This is a genomic window from Streptomyces violaceus (assembly GCF_036014075.1).
Classification (GTDB): domain Bacteria; phylum Actinomycetota; class Actinomycetes; order Streptomycetales; family Streptomycetaceae; genus Streptomyces; species Streptomyces violaceus.
In genome coordinates this window covers 7,232,433-7,249,519 of record NZ_CP107911.1, presented here as the reverse complement: position 1 = coordinate 7,249,519, position 17,087 = coordinate 7,232,433, and the positions used below count along the sequence as shown (strand labels likewise).

Sequence of the window (17,087 nt, the reverse complement as noted above, 5' to 3'; positions counted from 1 at the left end):
GCGATGGCACGGAACATCCAGTCGCTCGAACGGGCGGCCGCGATGCTGCGGCTGCTCGGGGGCGGCGAGCGGCGGCTCGGCCTGTCGGACATCGCCTCGTCGCTGGGCCTGGCCAAAGGCACCGCCCACGGCATCCTGCGCACGCTCCAGCAGGAGGGTTTCGTGGAGCAGGACGACGCCTCCGGCCGCTACCAGCTGGGCGCGGAGCTGCTGCGCCTGGGCACCACCTACCTCGATGTGCACGAGCTGCGGGCGCGCGCCCTGGTGTGGGCCGACGACCTGGCCCGTTCCAGCGGCGAGAGCGTCTACCTGGGCGTCCTGCACCAGCAGGGCGTGCTGATCGTGCACCACGTATTCCGGCCCGACGACAGCCGGCAGGTCCTGGAGATCGGGGCCATGCAGCCGCTGCACTCCACGGCCCTGGGCAAGGTGCTGTCCGCCTACGACCCGGTGGCGCACAGCGAGGCCCTGGAGAACGACCGCAAGGCGTTCACCGACCGGACCGTGTGCGACCCGGAGGACTTCGAGCACATCCTCGACCTCACCCGCGCGCGTGGTTACGCGGCGGACGTCGAGGAGACCTGGGAGGGCGTCGCCTCCCTGGCCGCGCCCATCCACGACCGGCGGCGCATGCCGGTCGGCTCGGTCGGCATCACCGGCGCCGTGGAGCGGCTGTGCCGGTCCGACGAGGAGGGCGCGGTGCGGCCGGAGCTCATCGCGGCCGTCCGGGACTGCGCCCGCGCGGTGTCGCGGGACCTGGGCGCCGGGCGGTTCTGACGGCACACAGCGGGACCGGGGCGTCGTACGGCGTTCCGGTCCTCGGCATGTCCGCGACGCGGGCATCGGAGATCCACAGAACGGGCAGCGATCAGTAACGATCGTGTTTTCGCCAACAGAGCTCTTGACGTGCTCGTAACCCCGAAGCAAGACTCCCGTCCATCGGTCGACATTGTCGAACAGCTACCGGCAATACGCGCTAGAGTGGGACAACGCCAGGCCGGTATCGAACTTCCCCCTGGACGAAGGACAAAGGAGTCGCGGGTGTCCAGCTCCGACATCTTCATCGGCGAGACCATCGGTACCGCCATACTCATCCTCCTCGGCGGCGGAGTCTGCGCCGCCGTCACACTGAAGGCTTCCAAGGCCCGTAACGCCGGCTGGCTCGCCATCACCTTCGGGTGGGGCTTCGCGGTGCTCACGGCGGTCTACACCACGGCGCCGCTTTCCGGCGCCCATCTCAACCCGGCCGTGACGCTCGCCCTCGCCATCAAGGACGGCGACTGGAACAACGTCCCGGTCTACTGGGCCGGACAGATCCTCGGCGCCATGATCGGCGCGGGACTGGTCTGGATCGCCTATTACGGTCAGTTCCACGCCCACCTCACCGACCGCGAGATCGTCGGCGGTCCGGGTGCGCAGGACACCGCGGCCAAGGCCGTGGAGGCCCAGGAGAAGGGCGCCGGCCCCGTGCTGGGCGTCTTCTCCACCGGGCCCGAGGTCCGGGTCGCCTGGCAGAACCTGGCCACGGAGATCATCGGCACGATCGTGCTGGTGCTCGCCGTCCTCACCCAGGGCCTGAACGACGAGGGCAACGGCCTGGGCACCCTGGGTGCCCTGATCACCGCGCTCGTGGTGGTCTCCATCGGTCTGTCTCTCGGCGGCCCGACGGGGTACGCGATCAACCCGGCCCGTGACCTCGGTCCGCGTATCGTGCACGCCCTGCTGCCGCTGCCCAACAAGGGCGGCTCCGACTGGGGCTACGCCTGGATCCCGGTGGCCGGTCCGCTCATCGGCGGGGCCATCGCCGCAGGCATCTACAACGTCGCATTCGCTTAGGAGCGGTATTCCTCGCGCAGGAGCTGCGGCCATTCCCGCTCCGCGTGAAACTCTCAGCACGCGCCGTACGTAAAGCCCCATAAACACGGAATTTCCAGGAGCACACAGTGACCGACGCGCACACCGCCGGCCCCTTCATCGCCGCCATCGACCAAGGCACGACCTCCTCCCGCTGCATCGTCTTCGACCGCGACGGCCGGATCGTCTCCGTCGACCAGAAGGAGCACGAGCAGATCTTCCCGAAGCCGGGCTGGGTCGAGCACAACGCCACCGAGATCTGGACGAACGTCCAGGAGGTCGTCGCCGGGGCCGTCGCGAAGGCCGGCATCACCCGCGACGACATCAAGGCCATCGGCATCACCAACCAGCGCGAGACCACTCTGCTCTGGGACAAGAACACCGGTGAGCCCGTCCACAACGCCATCGTCTGGCAGGACACCCGCACCGACGCCCTCTGCAAGGAGCTCGGCCGCAACGTCGGCCAGGACCGCTTCCGCCGCGAGACCGGCCTTCCGCTGGCCTCGTACTTCGCCGGCCCCAAGGCCCGCTGGCTGCTCGACAACGTCGAGGGCCTGCGCGAGCGCGCCGAGGCGGGCGACATCCTCTTCGGCACCATGGACAGCTGGGTCATCTGGAACCTGACCGGCGGTGTCAACGGCGGCAAGCACGTCACCGACGTGACCAACGCGTCCCGCACCATGCTGATGAACCTGCACACCATGCAGTGGGACGAGAAGATCGCCGAGTCCATCGGCGTCCCGCTGGCCATGCTGCCCGAGATCCGCTCCTCCGCCGAGGTCTACGGCGCGATCACCGGCGGCAAGCTTGGTGACCTGCTCGGCGGCATCCCGGTCGCCTCCGCGCTCGGCGACCAGCAGGCGGCCCTGTTCGGCCAGACCTGTTTCGCCGAGGGCGAGGCCAAGTCGACGTACGGCACCGGCACCTTCCTGCTGATGAACACCGGTGAGAAGCCGGTCAACTCGTACAACGGGCTGCTGACCACGGTCGGCTACCGGATCGGAGACGAGAAGGCGGTTTACGCCCTGGAGGGCTCGATCGCCGTCACCGGTTCGCTGGTGCAGTGGATGCGCGACCAGATGGGCCTGATCTCCACCGCCGCCGAGATCGAAACGCTCGCGCTCTCGGTCGAGGACAACGGCGGCGCCTACTTCGTGCCGGCCTTCTCCGGTCTGTTCGCTCCGTACTGGCGCTCCGACGCCCGCGGTGTGATCGCCGGTCTCACCCGGTACGTCACCAAGGCGCACCTCGCGCGCGCCGTCCTGGAGGCCACGGCCTGGCAGACCCGTGAGATCACCGACGCCATGACGAAGGACTCCGGCGTCGAGCTCGCGGCGATCAAGGTCGACGGCGGCATGACCTCCAACAACCTGCTGATGCAGACGCTCTCGGACTTCGCGGACGCCCCCGTGGTGCGCCCGATGGTCGCCGAGACCACCTGCCTCGGCGCCGCCTACGCCGCCGGCCTCGCCGTCGGCTTCTGGAACAGCACCGACGACCTGCGCGCCAACTGGCGCCGGGCCGCCGAGTGGACCCCCCGCATGGACGCGGAAATCCGCGACCGTGAGTACAAGAGCTGGCTCAAGGCCGTCGAGCGGACCATGGGCTGGCTCGAGGACGAGGAGTAAGAAACAGCATGACCACTCAGTCCACCCTGCAGTCCGTGCCTGCCCTGGGGACGCACCCGGCCTCCGGCTCGAACCCGAGCCGAGCCGAGACCAGGGAGCAGCTCGCCAAGGCGTCGTACGACCTTCTCGTGATCGGCGGCGGCATTCTGGGCATCTCCACCGCCTGGCACGCCGCGCAGTCCGGCCTCAGGGTGGCTCTGGTCGACGCCGGCGACTTCGCCGGTGCCACATCCTCCGCCTCCTCCAAGCTGCTCCACGGCGGTCTGCGCTACCTGCAGACCGGCGCGGTGAAGCTGGTGGCGGAGAACCACTTCGAGCGCCGTGCGGTCTCCCGCCAGGTGGCCCCCCACCTGGCGAACCCGCTCACCTTCTACCTCCCCGTGTACAAGGGCGGGCCGCACGGCGCGGCGAAGCTCGGGGCGGGCGTCTTCGCCTACTCCGCGCTCTCCGCGTTCGGTGACGGCGTCGGGCACCTGCTCTCCCCCGCCAAGGCCGCGCAGGACGTGCCCGAGCTGCGCACCGAGAACCTCAAGGCCGTGGCCGTGTACGGCGACGACCAGATGAACGACGCGCGCATGGCGCTGATGACGGTCCGCGGCGCCGTGGAGGCGGGCGCGGTCGTCCTCAACCACGCCGAGGTGACGGGCCTGCGCTTCACCCAGGGCCGCGTCACGGGCGCCGAGCTGAAGGACCGGCTGTCCGGCGACGAGTTCGGCGTCAGCGCCCGGCTGGTGCTGAACGCGACCGGCCCGTGGGTCGACCACCTGCGGAAGATGGAGGACCCGAACTCGGCGCCGTCCATCAGGCTGTCGAAGGGCGCCCACCTGGTCCTGAAGCGCACCTCTCCCTGGAAGGCCGCGCTCGCCACCCCGATCGACAAGTACCGCATCACCTTCGCCCTCCCTTGGGAGGACATGCTGCTGCTCGGCACCACCGACGAGGAGTTCGAAGGCGACCCGGCGGATGTCTCGGTCACCGAGAAGGACATATCCCAGATCCTCGACGAGGCCGCCTTCTCCGTCCGCGACCAGCAGCTGAGCCGCGACCTCATCACCTACTCCTTCGCGGGCCTGCGGGTGCTGCCGGGCGGCCCCGGCGACACCTCCAAGGCCAAGCGGGAGACGGTGGTCACCGAGGGCCGGGGCGGGATGCTGTCCGTCGCGGGCGGCAAGTGGACCACCTTCCGGCACATCGGCCGGACGATCATGCAGAAGCTGGAGTCGCTGCCGGGCCACCCCCTGGGCGACGACTTCGAGCCGATCAGCTCGCTGCCGAAGAAGCTGCCGCTGCCCGGCATCGCCAACCCGCGCGCGGTCGCCCACCGGCTGCTCACCGACCGCCCGGCGCCCGGCCCGCGTATGGGAGCCGACACCGCCAAGCACCTGGCCACGCACTACGGCTCGCTGGCGTTCGACATCGCCCGCCTGGCCAACGACAGCCCGGAGCTGGCCGAGCGCGTGCACCCGGACGCCCCGGAGATCTGGGCGCAGGTCGTCTGGGCCCGGGACCACGAGTGGGCCGAGACCCAGGACGACGTGTTGCGCCGCCGGACGACGCTGACGATCCGCGGCCTGGCCACGGACGACGTCCGCGCCAAGGTCCAGGATCTGCTCGACAAGAAGTAGGCGCGATTTCTCGACCCGTACCCGAGGGGGCGGCTCCACGCCGACGGAGCCGCCCCCTCCGCGTGTCCGTCCCCGCATAATGACGTGATACGTCGGAGGTCTTAAGCGACAGGAGGCCGGCCATGGCAGTCACCGACGAGGCGATCGAGAAAATCAAGGGAATGATCGTCTCCGGCGCGCTGCGCCCGGGAGACCGGCTGCCCAAGGAGAGCGAACTCGCCGCCGATCTCGGCCTGTCCCGCAACTCCCTGCGGGAAGCCGTACGCGCGCTGTCCCTCATCCGGATCCTGGACGTCCGGCAGGGCGACGGCACGTATGTGACGAGCCTCGACCCGCAACTCCTGCTGGAGGCGATGAGTTTCGTCGTGGACTTCCACCGCGACGACACGGTCCTGGAGTTCCTCGCCGTACGCCGCATCCTGGAGCCGGCCGCGACGGCCATGGCGGCGCTGCGGATCAGCGAACAGCAGCTGGACGCGCTCACGTCCCAGCTGGACAAGCTCGGTGAGGCCCCGTCCGTGGAGGATCTCGTCGCCTGCGACCTGGAGTTCCACCGGGGCATCGTGCACAGCTCGGGCAACTCCGTGCTGTGCTCGCTGCTCGACGGGCTGTCCGGCCCCACCACCCGGGCGCGGATCTGGCGCGGCCTCACCCAGGAGGACGCCGTCGCCCGCACCCTGCGCGAGCACCGGGCGATCCTCGCCGCCCTGCGCGACCGGGACACCGAGGCGGCACGCTCGTGGGCGACCGTGCACATCGCGAGCGTGGAGCAGTGGCTGCGCTCGACCCTGTGACCGGCGCCTCACGGACAGCTCGGATGAATCCAGGGTGTTCAGGGGCGGATCGCGGGGCAGTGATGGGGTCACTCCCCCTGCGAGGGGGCTGCGGGCGCCCCCTTGGCACGCCGTAAGGTTGGGGCGTTCGCGAGGGTACGTCGGAAGGAGGCACTGGGTGATCGAGCTCGAGGGGGTTCCCGAGCTGGTCGACCCGGTCATGGTGGCCGCGTTCGAGGGCTGGAACGATGCCGGCGACGCCGCCTCCACCGCGGTCGCGCATCTGGACAGGGAATGGAAGGGCGAGGTGTTCGCGGCGCTGGACGCCGAGGACTACTACGACTTCCAGGTGAACCGCCCCACGGTGTTCATGGAAGCGGGCGTCCGCAAGATCACCTGGCCGACGACACGGCTGTCGGTGGTCCGGGTCGGCGGGGACAAGCCGCGCGATCTCGTTCTCGTCCGGGGCATCGAACCGTCCATGCGGTGGCGCTCGTTCTGCAACGAACTGCTGGGCTTCGCGCACGAACTGGGCGTGGAACTGGTGGTCGTCCTGGGCGCCCTGCTCGGCGACACCCCGCACACCCGTCCGGTTCCGATCAGCGGGACGACGTCCGACGCCGACCTGGCCCGCCGGATGGACCTGGAGGAGACCAAGTACGAGGGCCCCACGGGCATCGTCGGCGTCCTCCAGGAGGCGTGCACGCACGCGGGCGTGCCGGCCGTCTCGCTGTGGGCGGCGGTGCCGCACTATGTGTCGCAGCCGCCGAACCCGAAGGCCACGCTGGCCCTCCTGAACCGCCTGGAGGACCTGATCGACGTGCGCATCCCACTGGGCGAGCTGCCCGAGGACGCGCGCGCCTGGCAGGTGGGCGTGGACCAGCTGGCCGCCGAGGACAGCGAGGTCGCCGAGTACGTCCAGTCGCTGGAGGAGGCCCGGGACACCGCCGAGCTGCCGGAGGCCTCGGGCGAGGCCATCGCGCGCGAGTTCGAGCGCTATCTGAGACGCCGGGACGGCGGCGGACCGACCGCCTCCGGCGGACACGCGACGGCGGACGGCAGCGACAGCACGTCGTATCTGCGGGACAGCCCCAGCGGCCGCACGCGACCGCCGAAGCCGCCCAAGCCGGGCACGGACGACGGGGAGTCGTCGGCTCAGCCCAAGCGGAGCACGGACGACGAGGAGTCGTCGGCTCAGCCCAAGCCGGGCACGGACGACGAGGAGTCGTCGGAGGACTGAGGCACGTATGCACAGCTGAAGGGGCGCCTCCCGGCCGGGAGGCGCCCCTTCAGTCGCTCTTCGGTTACAGCGCTACGCCCAGCAGGGCGTCCACCGCCCGGGAGACCACCCCGGGGGCGCCCATGTCCGTACCGCCGCTCTTCTCCTGGAGGGCGGCCCAGCGGTCGACCGAGGCGAGCGCGGCCGGGGCGTCCAGGTCGTTCGCGAGGGCCTCGCGGATCTCCTCCACGAGCGCCTCCGCGGGCGGGCCGTCGGGCCGGGACACGGCGGCGCGCCAGCGGCCGAGCCGGGCCACGGCGTCCTGGAGGACCAGGTTGGTCCACTCCCAGTCGGCGCGGTAGTGGTGGGCGAGCAGCGCGAGCCGGATGGCGGCGGGGTCGACGCCGTCGTGCCGGAGCCTGGAGACGAAGACCAGGTTGCCCTTGGACTTGGACATCTTCTCGCCGTCGAGGGCGACCATGCCGGCGTGCACATACGCCTTGGCCATGGGGAACTCGCCGGTGAGGGCCTGGGCGTGCGAGGCGCCCATCTCGTGGTGCGGGAAGGCGAGGTCGGAGCCGCCGCCCTGGATGTCGAAGCCCATGCCGAGATGGTCGAGGGCGATGGCCACGCACTCGATGTGCCAGCCGGGACGTCCGCGCCCGAGCGATCCGCCGTCCCAGCTGGGTTCGCCCTCGCGGGCCGCCATCCAGAGCATCGGGTCGAGCGGGTTCTTCTTGCCCGGCCGCTCCGGGTCGCCGCCGCGCTCGGCGGACAGCAGCCGCATCGCCTCGGCGTCGAGACCCGAGACCTTGCCGAAGTGCGGGTCGGACTCGACCGAGAAGTAGACGTCCCCCTCGAGTTCGTACGCCGCGCCCGCGTCCCGCAGGCGCTCGACGAGCGGCACGATCCCGGGTATCGCCTCGACTGCGCCTATGTACTGCCGCGGCGGCAGCATCCGCAGGGCCGTCATGTCCTCGCGGAAGAGGACCGTCTCCTTCTCGGCGAGCGCGGCCCAGTCGATACCGTCGCGCTGCGCCCGCTCCAGGAGCGGGTCGTCGACGTCGGTGACGTTCTGGACGTAGTGAACCTGCCGCTTGGTGTCGAGCCACACGCGCTGCACGAGGTCGAACGCGTTGTACGTCGCCGCGTGCCCTATGTGGGTGGCGTCGTACGGGGTGATGCCACAGACGTAGATACGGGCGACGGGACCGGGGTCGAGGGAGACCAGACCGCCGGTCGCGGTGTCGTGGATCCTCAGGTCGCGGCCCTGACCAGGCAGGGCGGGGACCTCGGAAGCGGGCCAGGCATGCATGTCATGAGCGTAACCGGACTGAAGTTCCATATACGAATGGGAGCGGTCCGGACGGCCGAGAAGGCGTTCTTGCGCGAGCTCGGTGTCTGTGCTGCTACACGGGTGGCCAGGGAATCGCCGGCCATTCCCCGCTCGGCTCCGGATGCGTCCCCGAGGCGAGCAGCGCACCGACACGCGCGCGTGCGGCGTCGATCTCGGCGCCGGTGATCAGCGGTTCGAGCCGCGCGGTGAGGGCCCCGCCCTCGGCCAGATCCTTCCTGAGGCCCTCGAGGACGTCGGCGGCCTCCCGCGTGAACGGCTCCCCCGCCCAGCCCCACAACAGGGTCCGCAGCTTGTTCTCGGCGTTGAAGGTCACCCCGTGGTCGATCCCGTACAACCGCCCGTCGCCGGTGGGCAGCAGGTGTCCGCCCTTGCGGTCGGCGTTGTTGATCACGGCGTCCAGCACCGCGAGCCGCCGCAGCCGCTCGTCGTCGGCGTGCACGAGCAGCGCGGTTCGTCCCTCGCCGACCTCGGCGAAGCCGATCGCCTTCCAGCCCGGCTCCGGTTCCTCACCGTCGACCAGCGCGAGCAGTTCCTTGTCCGGCGCCGCCTCGATCCACAGCTGGCACATGCCCTCGCCGTAGGGGCCGTCGCGCAGCACGGTGGGCGGTACGAGGCCCCAGCCGGTCGCCTCGGAGACCTCGTACGCGGCGACCTCGCGCTGGGCGAGCGTCCCGTCGGGGAAGTCCCACAGGGGCCTCTCCCCGGCGACCGGTTTGTAGATGCAGGCCGCTTCCCGGCCGTCGTACGACACCGTGCAGTACAGGGCGGCGTTGGATGCGTCACGGATGCGTCCGCGTGCGGTGAGTTCGCCCCGGGCGAGCAGCTCGGCGGGGTCTTCGGGAGGTGTCACGCTCCGCGGCGGTATCCGTTCTGGCGCGGACATACGTGTCCTTCCGGGTCGAGCGGGAGGCTGCACAGCGGGCACGGCGGCCGCCCGGCGTTGACGACGTCGAGGGCGCGCTTGGCGAAGGCCCTCGCCTGCGCGCCGGTGAGCCGGACCCGCAGCATCGGCGGCCCGTTCTCCTCGTCCTGGAGCAGCCGCTCCTCGGCCTCGGCGAGGTCCTCCTCGGAGTCGGCGTCGAGCTCGACGAGCGCCTGCGCCTCGACGATCATGAGCTGCTCGTCGCCGTCCCAGGCGAGCGCCATGGTGCCGACCCGGAACTCCTCCTCGACGGGGGTGTCCAGCGGGGCGCTGTCGTTGATCTCCGACGGTGCGACGGCGGGGACGGAGGCGCTGCCTCCGCTACGGCGTACGACCTCGTCGAGCAGTTCGTCCATGCGCTCGGCGAGCGCGGCGACCTGAGTCTTCTCCAGGGCCACGCTGGTCACCCGGGAGCCGGCGGTGGCCTGGAGGAAGAACGAACGGCGCCCGGGCAGCCCGACCGTACCGGCCACGAAACGCTCCGGATGGTCGTAGAGGAACACCTGACGGGACACGTCCTGTCTCCATTGGAATCGTGGGAACCGTGTGACTACGGCACTGGTGCGACCGCTTCACCCTACTGCGGCCGACGATCACGGTGCGCCCGCACCACCCCCGACTTGGGCCTCGTCGCCCGGCGGTTCCTCGCGCGGCACCAGGGACGTGAAGTCGCCGGTGTCGCCGAGGCGGACGAGAAACGGTCGCAGTCGTGTGTAACGGATCGCTGTGATGGAACACGGTTCAACGGAAATCCGCTGGAAGAGGTCCAGATGAAGTCCGAGTGCGTCGGCGACGAGCGACTTGATGATGTCGCCGTGCGAGCACATGAGGTAGACGGCGTCGGCGCCGTGGTCGCGCTCCACGCGCGCGTTCCACTCGCGCACGGCCTCGGCGGCGCGCGTCTGCATGGCCCGCATCGACTCGCCGCCGGGGAAGGCCGCCGCGGACGGGTGCGCCTGCACCACCTCCATCAGGGGCTCGTCCTTGAGCTCGGCGAGCTTGCGCCCGGACCAGTCGCCGTAGTGGCACTCGCCGATGCGCTCGTCGGTGTGCGGGTTCAGTTCCGGCCGGGCCTGGAGAAAGGGCCTGATCGTCTCCTGGCACCGCTGGAGCGGGCTGGTGACGATCTCGGCGAGGGGCAGTTCGGCGAGCCGCCCGGGCAGCTCGGCGGCCTGCGCGGCGCCCCGTTCGTCGAGGGCGACACCGGGCGTCCAGCCGGCGAGCAGTCCCTCGGTGTTGGCGGTGGAACGTCCGTGCCGGACCAGGATCAACGTGGGCATGCGATCCAGCGTAGGCGCACGCGTGCGTACGGTGTCGTTCGAGTGACGGGAGACTCGCTTCGTGATCGTCGACTGTGCCATCTACCGCGACGGGCAGCGCACGGAAGGGCCCGAGGATCTCTCCGACGCCCTGGGTGCGGCCCGTACGGCAGGCGGTTTCGTGTGGATCGGGCTGCACGAGCCGACGGAGCGCGAATTCGACCATGTGACCCAGGAGTTCGGGCTGCATCCACTGGCCGTCGAGGACGCCCTCAAGGCCCACCAGCGGCCCAAGCTGGAGGTGTACGACGACTCGCTCTTCGTGGTCCTCAAGCCGGTGGTGTACGAGCCGCGGAGCGACGCCGTCTCCGCCGGCGAGCTCATGATCTTCCTGGGTGACTCGTTCGCGGTCACCGTCCGGCACGGCGAGGGCGCCCCGCTCAAGGCCGTACGGCACCGGCTGGAGCAGGAGCCGGAGCTGCTGGGCAACGGCCCCACGTCCGTGCTGTACGCGATCGCCGACGCCACCGTCGACCACTACCTGGACGTCGCGTTCGAGTTGCAGGCCGACCTGGAGGGGCTGGAGACGGAGGTCTTCTCGCCGGACGACGGCGGCTCACGGCACACCGCGTCCCGGATCTACGACTTCAAACGCCAGGTCCTGGAGTTCCGCCGGGCGACCGGGCCGCTGGCCCTGCCGATGAGCCGGCTGGCGGGCACGGCGCAGTCCGGCGTGACGGTGCCGTTCGTGGACGACCGGGCCCGGCCCTTCTTCCGGGACGTCAGCGACCACCTCACGCGCGTGAACGAGTCGGTGGAGAACCTGGACCGGCTGGTGTCGGACATCCTCTCGGCTCATCTGGCGCAGATGAGCGTCCGGCAGAACGACGACATGCGGAAGATCTCCGCGTGGGCGGCCATGGCCGCGATCCCCACGATGGTCGCGGGGATCTACGGCATGAACTTCGACCACATGCCCGAGCTGCGCTGGGAGTGGTCCTACCCCGTGCTGATCGCGGTGATGGCCGTCCTCGAGGTGCTGGTGTTCCGCCTGTTCAAACGCCGGGGCTGGTTGTAGGCGGGCCGGCTCAGGCGAACTCGGGTGCCGCGGACGCGGGTCCGCCGAGCGCGTCGCGGCGCTCGGGCATCTCCAGGGACACCATCCGGCGCCAGCCGCCCAGCCGTTCGTACGCGTACACGGCGTGGATGCCCGCCGCGAGCACTGCGGACTTGGCCTTCGACCAGCCCAGGATGCGGCCCATGTTCGCCATGACCGCGAGGCTGACGTCCCGGTAGATCCGGATCTCGGCGAGCGCGCACTCCCGCAGGGTCCGCTGGATGGCCCGGCCGTGCCCGGCGTAGGCGAAGCGCAGCAGTTCTTCGTGGCAGTAGGCGAGGTGGTTGTCCTCGTCGTCGGAGATCTGCTTGACGGCGCGGCCGATGTCGGGGTCGTCCGCGAAGTGCTTGCGGAGCAGGTCCATCTGCTCGGAGGCGCGCTGTTCGGTGACCCTGCTGTGCGAGAGGTACGTGACGATGTCCTGGACCGCGAGCCGCTCGTCGCGCCCCAGCTGCTCGTGCGCGAGGCCGATGCCGTTCTTCTCCAGGAGCATTGTGTAGTCGGTCTCCGGCGGGACCGGGACGGGATCGAGACCGCGCTTCTTCATCAGGGCGTTGAAGATCCGCCCGTGCTTGTCCTCGTCGGCACCGTGGCGGGTGATCTTGGGGGCGAGACCCCGCTCGCTCTCCGGGACGAGCGCGGCGATACGGGCGTTCTCCCAGCCGCCCTGGGACTCACCGCTCGCGGCGATGGAGCAGAACAGGGCGAAGGACTCGTCGTTGGCGAGGATCTCCTGGAACAGACTCTTGGCCGAAAGCATCGTGGGCACCTCTCCCGCGCGCGTGCGCGTGCTGCAGGATTCCGCAGTTTCCGCAAAGAACGAGTCAAGTGCGGGCCGTACGGTGCTGCAACAGGTGCGACGGACAACTCCGCCAAATGGAGGACGTAACCGTCGGCGGCTCCCCGCGTTGTTCTGCGTGACGGCCGTGGCGGGGAAGACCCCCCGAGCCCCCACCACGGCCGCAGAAATCTCCGTCGGCTCAGCCGCGTCAGGCGAGCCCGGCGCGCTCCAGGGCCTCCGTGCCGGCGCGCAGGGACGCGATCCGCTCGTCGAGCGTGAAGCCCGCCGGGGCCAGGGTGAGAGTGGTGACACCGGCCTCCGCATAGGCCTTCATCCGATCCGCGATGCGCTCCACGGAACCCAGCAGGGTCGTCTTGTCGATCAGGTCGTGAGGTACGGCGGCCGCGGCGCCCTGCTTGTCGCCGGACAGGTACTTGTCCTGGATCTCGGCTGCTTCCTTCTCGTAGCCCATGCGCTGGGCGAGCTGGTTGTAGAAGTTCTGCTTGCGGCTGCCCATGCCGCCGACGTACAGCGCGGTGTAGGGGCGGAAGGTGTCGGCGAGCGTGGCCACGTCCTTGTCGTCGCCGACGGCCAGGGGCAGGGTCGGGCAGATGTCGAAGCCGTCGAGGGTCTTGCCCGCCTTCTCACGGCCGGCCCGCAGGTACTGGATCGCCGTGTCCTCGAGGTGGTCGGCGGAGGGGAAGATCAGCAGGGCGCCGTCGGCGATCTCGCCGGTCTGCTCGAGGTTCTTCGGGCCGATCGCGGCGATGTAGAGCGGGATGTGCTCGCGCTGCGGGTGCACGGTCAGCTTGATGGGCTTGCCCGGGCCGCCGGGCAGCGGCAGCGTCCAGTGCTGTCCCTCGTACGACAGGCGCTCACGCGTCATGGCCTTGCGGATGATCTCGACGTACTCACGCGTGCGGGCCAGCGGCTTGTCGAACCTGACGCCGTACCAGCCCTCGGAAACCTGCGGGCCGGAGACGCCGAGGCCGAGCCGGAAGCGGCCGCCGGAGAGCGAATCGAGGGTGGCGGCCGTCATGGCGGTCATCGCCGGCTGGCGGGCCGGGATCTGGAAGATGGCGGAGCCGACGTCGATCCGTTCGGTCTGGGCGGCGACCCAGGTCAGTACGGTGGCGGCGTCGGATCCATAGGCCTCGGCGGCCCAGCAGACGGCGTATCCGAGCCGGTCGGCCTCCTGGGCGACGGCCAGATTGTCCGCGTCCATGCCGGCACCCCAGTAGCCGAGGTTGATACCGAGCTGCATCCCGATTCCCCTTACCCATCAGTAACGTGCCTTGTCCGCAGACCATAGCGCGCGGAAATCCGTCGTCCACAGCCCCCCACACCGTAGGTTCTGGCCAGTAATCTCGGCGTTCATGGAGCAGAGGCATCTCGGCCGCACCGGCCTTCGTGTGTCGCGGATCGGGCTCGGCACCCTGACCTGGGGGCGGGACACCGCCGAGCACGACGCCGCGGACCTGATGAAGACGTTCTGGGAAGCGGGCGGGACCCTCGTCGACACCGCGGACGTGTACGGCGACGGAGAGGCCGAGTACCTGCTCGGCAGGCTCATAGACGGCTTGGTGCCCCGCCGGGACCTGGTCATCTCGACCAAGGCCGGCAGCGTACCGGACCCCGATCGCCGCTTCGACGGCTCCCGTGGCCATCTGCTCTCCGCGCTGGACGCCTCGCTCTCCCGGCTCGGAACCGACTACGTCGACCTGTGGCACGTGCACGCCTTCGACCCGGACACCCCGCTGGAGGAGACCCTCCAGGCCCTGGACCTCGCGGTCGCCAGCGGCCGCGCCCGCTACGCCGCCGTCTCCAACTTCTGCGGCTGGCAGCTGGCCAAGGCCGGCACCTGGCAGCTCGCCTCCCCCGGCACCCGGACCCGGCTGGCGGGCACGCAACTGGAGTACTCGCTGCTCCAGCGCGGCATCGAGCGCGAGGTGCTGCCGGCCGCGCTGGACCTGGGCATCGGGCTGCTGCCCTCCTCCCCGCTGGGGCGTGGGGTGCTGACGGGCAAGTACCGGGGCGACACGACTCCGCCGGACTCGCGCGGTGCCTCGGAGCACCTCGCCCCGTTCGTCGCTCCCTACCTCGACGACACCGCGAGCCGCATCGTGGACGCCGTGACGACCGCCGCCGACGGCCTCGCCGTGACGCCGCTCCAGGTGGCCCTGGCGTGGGTCCGTGACCGGCCGGGGGTGGCCGCTCCCGTCGTCGGCGCGCGCAACGCGCAGCAGCTCACGGCCGCATTGTCAGTGGAGGCCCTTAGTCTTCCTGACGAGATCTGCCGGGCGCTCGACGATGTGTCGGCGCCTGTGCACCGCTATCCCGATCACGACTGGAGCACGCTGTGAGCACGGAGCCGGAGACCACGGAGGACGACGAGCCGGGGAAGCCGACCGGTGGTGCGGAGACCGAGGAGGCCCAGGGGGACGCGGCCGATGCCGGTCAGGTGACCGAGGCCGAGGCCGAGCTGCGGGCCCAGCAGGCCGAGCGGGAGCGCATCGAGCAGCGGAAGGCCGAGAAGAAGGCCCCGATCGAGAGCGGCACCAAGCTGAGCGGCAGGGCCGCCGATCTGCTCGCCGCCGTACGGGCCGTGGAGGGCGGTGAGAAGCCGGCGGCCACGGTGTTCGAAGAGCCCTCGCCCGCGCCCCGGCGCTCCGCTCCGGAGCCGGTACGGCAACCGCGGCCGGTGCCGGCCGAGACCATCGCCGCGTCACCGGCTCCCGCGCCGGAGGCGGTGCAGGCCGTGCGGCGGGTGCTCGGCGAGGGCGGTGCTCCGGAGACGCTCGCGCCGCAGGTGGCCGAGGCACTCGGCGAGGGTGCGGACGAGCGGCTGCGTGCGGACCCCTGGCAGTTGCTGCGGGTCGCCGGCGTGCGGCCCGAGCAGGCCGACGGGTTCGCGCGGGCGCTGCTCGGCGCCGAGTGCGGCCCGGACGACGAGCGACGGGGCCGGGCCGTCACCGTCTGGCTTCTGGAGCAGGCCGCGCTGGCCGGGCACACCGCCCTGGAGATGCCGGCGCTCCTCGCGGCCCTGGCACAGCGGGGCGTGCCGGAGCCCGACAGCGCCGTGCAGGACGCGATCGCGGAGGGTGACGCGCTGGCCTTCCAGGACGCCTTGGAGGAGACCGGTGCGCCGGCCCGGGCGGAGCAGGACGACGCGGAGGAGGACGAGGAGCGTCCGGTCCGTGTCCTGGTCGGTCTCGAGCGGTACGCGCTCGCGGAGGAGAGCCTGGCCGACGGTCTGGCCCGGCTGGTCAACTCGGCGCCCAAGCAGGACGGTTCGGCCGAGGAGTGGGAGCGGGTCGCCGCCGCGGCCCAGGGGTCGGCGGGTGAGCTGCTGCGCGCGGTCGCCGGTCATGGCCTGGTCCTGCACACCGGCGGGGAGGCGTCCCTGGCCGAGCCGGCCGCGCTGCTGACCGCCGCGCACTCCCTCGGACTGCGGGCCTGGGCCGCCACGCACGGCCCGATCGGCCGCGCCCGCTTCGCCGCCCTGCTGGGCTCCGATCCGGACGGCACGGCGGATCAGGGCCGCATCCCCGTCACCACCGTCTCCGGGCTGCTCGCCGGCCTCGAAGGGCCCGGCCGGGATGCCGACGGGGCCCTGGATCTCGATCTGCTCATCGTGCTCGACGCGCCGCAGCTGGACGTCGAGACGGCGGCGCTGCTGACGGAGTCTCTGCCCGACGGGGCACGGCTGGTGCTGGCCGGGGACCCGGCGGTGCTGTGGTCCGTGGGGCCGGGGCGGGTGTTCGCGGATCTGCTCGCGGCGCGGATCTGCCCGCAGGTCGCCTCGCGGCGGCCGGATCCCGGGCCGCTGGGCGAGCTGGTCTCGGGTATCGGCATCGGCGAGCTGAACCAGGTCGAGGCCCCCGGCAAGGAGGTCGTGATCGTGCCGGTTCGGGACGCGGGCGAGGCGGTGCACCGGGCGGTGCAGCTCGTCGTCGACTCGGTGCCGCGGGCGATCGGTGTACCGGCCGAGGAGACGCAGGTGATCACACCGGGACACGGCGGCGCCGTCGGCACCCGTGCGCTCAACACGGCGTTGAAGGAGCGGCTCAATCCGGGCCCGGGCCGCTTCGGCGGCTTCGACCCCGGTGACCGGATCGTCCACTCCCCCGTGCCGGGCCGTGCGCTGCCGGGCCGGGTGGTGAAGGCGGACGCCGAGGGGCTCCACCTGTCGTGCGAGGGCGAGGCCGTCGTCGTACCGAAGGAGCGGGTGGAGCAGTCGGTACGGCACGGGTGGGCGCTGACCGCGCACCAGGCGGTGGGAAGCCGGTGGCCCGCGGTGGTCGTGGTGCTGCCCGGCGATGCCGCGCAGGCGCTCAGCCGGCCCTGGGTGTACACGGCGTTCGGGCGGGCCGAGCGCCATCTGTCCGTGGTGCACGGCGTGGAACAGGCGTTGCCCCGAGCCGTGGCCGAGGTTTCGGCGAAGCCCCGGACAACCCGGCTTCCGGTGCTGCTCGCTCCGCAGGTCGCCGGGAGCTGACAACGGCGGTGGTCACGGGGCCGTCCCCGTGACCACCGCCGTCCGGCGACTGAC

Annotated in this window: 15 protein-coding genes; 9 read left to right on the top strand and 6 right to left on the bottom strand. The window is 71.1% G+C overall.

The features are described from left to right. The first annotated feature begins 3 nt into the window (after positions 1 to 3). The 6 genes from OG542_RS32625 to OG542_RS32600 all read left to right on the top strand — a co-directional run bounded on the left by OG542_RS32625 (position 4) and on the right by OG542_RS32600 (position 7,120). Positions 4 to 777 (top strand): IclR family transcriptional regulator, encoded by a 774-nt coding sequence (locus OG542_RS32625; protein ID WP_311124807.1) that lies wholly within the window; start codon positions 4 to 6, stop codon positions 775 to 777. Positions 778 to 1,041: 264 nt separating this feature from the next. Then, entirely contained in the window at positions 1,042 to 1,836 is a 795-nt protein-coding gene (locus OG542_RS32620; RefSeq protein ID WP_328415523.1) for an MIP/aquaporin family protein, read from the top strand. Positions 1,837 to 1,943: 107 nt separating this feature from the next. Beyond that, positions 1,944 to 3,482, top strand: coding sequence for a glycerol kinase GlpK (glpK, locus tag OG542_RS32615; protein ID WP_328415521.1), 1,539 nt, complete (start codon positions 1,944 to 1,946; stop codon positions 3,480 to 3,482). A gap of 8 nt (positions 3,483 to 3,490) precedes the next feature. After that, complete coding sequence (locus OG542_RS32610; protein WP_261679952.1) at positions 3,491 to 5,107, top strand: glycerol-3-phosphate dehydrogenase/oxidase; 1,617 nt, start codon at positions 3,491 to 3,493, stop codon at positions 5,105 to 5,107. A gap of 122 nt (positions 5,108 to 5,229) precedes the next feature. Then, positions 5,230 to 5,901, top strand: a complete 672-nt coding sequence (locus OG542_RS32605; RefSeq protein ID WP_328415519.1) for a FadR/GntR family transcriptional regulator — start codon at positions 5,230 to 5,232, stop codon at positions 5,899 to 5,901. A gap of 157 nt (positions 5,902 to 6,058) precedes the next feature. Further along, positions 6,059 to 7,120 carry a PAC2 family protein gene (locus OG542_RS32600; protein ID WP_328415517.1) on the top strand — a complete coding sequence of 354 codons (1,062 nt, stop codon included), beginning with the start codon at positions 6,059 to 6,061 and terminating at the stop codon, positions 7,118 to 7,120. A 64-nt stretch (positions 7,121 to 7,184) separates the two neighbouring features. Here the strand turns inward: OG542_RS32600 and mshC are convergent, their stop codons facing one another. The 4 genes from mshC to OG542_RS32580 all read right to left on the bottom strand — a co-directional run bounded on the left by mshC (position 7,185) and on the right by OG542_RS32580 (position 10,658). After that, the gene (gene mshC, locus OG542_RS32595; protein ID WP_328415515.1) at positions 7,185 to 8,414 is read right to left on the bottom strand and encodes a cysteine--1-D-myo-inosityl 2-amino-2-deoxy-alpha-D-glucopyranoside ligase; all 1,230 of its coding nucleotides are present in this window, start codon (positions 8,412 to 8,414) and stop codon (positions 7,185 to 7,187) included. Between the two features lie 94 nt (positions 8,415 to 8,508). Beyond that, positions 8,509 to 9,339: an SCO1664 family protein gene (locus OG542_RS32590; RefSeq protein ID WP_328415513.1), complete on the bottom strand. Its 831-nt coding sequence runs from the start codon at positions 9,337 to 9,339 to the stop codon at positions 8,509 to 8,511. Continuing rightward, positions 9,303 to 9,893 (bottom strand): DUF3090 domain-containing protein, encoded by a 591-nt coding sequence (locus OG542_RS32585; protein WP_184597466.1) that lies wholly within the window; start codon positions 9,891 to 9,893, stop codon positions 9,303 to 9,305. The genes OG542_RS32590 and OG542_RS32585 overlap by 37 nt, the downstream gene beginning before the upstream one ends. A 78-nt stretch (positions 9,894 to 9,971) precedes the next feature. Further along, positions 9,972 to 10,658, bottom strand: a complete 687-nt coding sequence (locus tag OG542_RS32580) for a histidine phosphatase family protein (RefSeq protein ID WP_328415510.1) — start codon at positions 10,656 to 10,658, stop codon at positions 9,972 to 9,974. A gap of 61 nt (positions 10,659 to 10,719) precedes the next feature. On the opposite strand from OG542_RS32580, the gene corA reads away from it, so the two are divergent. Next, a complete protein-coding gene (gene corA, locus OG542_RS32575; RefSeq protein WP_328415508.1) occupies positions 10,720 to 11,715 on the top strand; it encodes a magnesium/cobalt transporter CorA in 996 nt (331 codons plus the stop codon). A 10-nt stretch (positions 11,716 to 11,725) separates the two neighbouring features. Here the strand turns inward: corA and OG542_RS32570 are convergent, their stop codons facing one another. Both OG542_RS32570 and OG542_RS32565 read right to left on the bottom strand, forming a co-directional pair. Next, entirely contained in the window at positions 11,726 to 12,514 is a 789-nt protein-coding gene (locus OG542_RS32570; RefSeq protein WP_328415506.1) for a ferritin-like domain-containing protein, read from the bottom strand. Positions 12,515 to 12,743: 229 nt separating this feature from the next. Next, on the bottom strand, positions 12,744 to 13,799 hold the full coding sequence (locus OG542_RS32565; RefSeq protein WP_328415504.1) for an LLM class F420-dependent oxidoreductase: 1,056 nt from the start codon (positions 13,797 to 13,799) through the stop codon (positions 12,744 to 12,746). Between the two features lie 112 nt (positions 13,800 to 13,911). Between OG542_RS32565 and OG542_RS32560 the strand changes: the two genes are divergently transcribed. Beyond that, positions 13,912 to 14,898, top strand: a complete 987-nt coding sequence (locus OG542_RS32560) for an aldo/keto reductase (protein WP_184597476.1) — start codon at positions 13,912 to 13,914, stop codon at positions 14,896 to 14,898. After that, positions 14,895 to 17,033 (top strand): helix-hairpin-helix domain-containing protein, encoded by a 2,139-nt coding sequence (locus tag OG542_RS32555; protein ID WP_328415501.1) that lies wholly within the window; start codon positions 14,895 to 14,897, stop codon positions 17,031 to 17,033. The genes OG542_RS32560 and OG542_RS32555 overlap by 4 nt, the downstream gene beginning before the upstream one ends. Positions 17,034 to 17,087 lie beyond the last annotated feature (54 nt).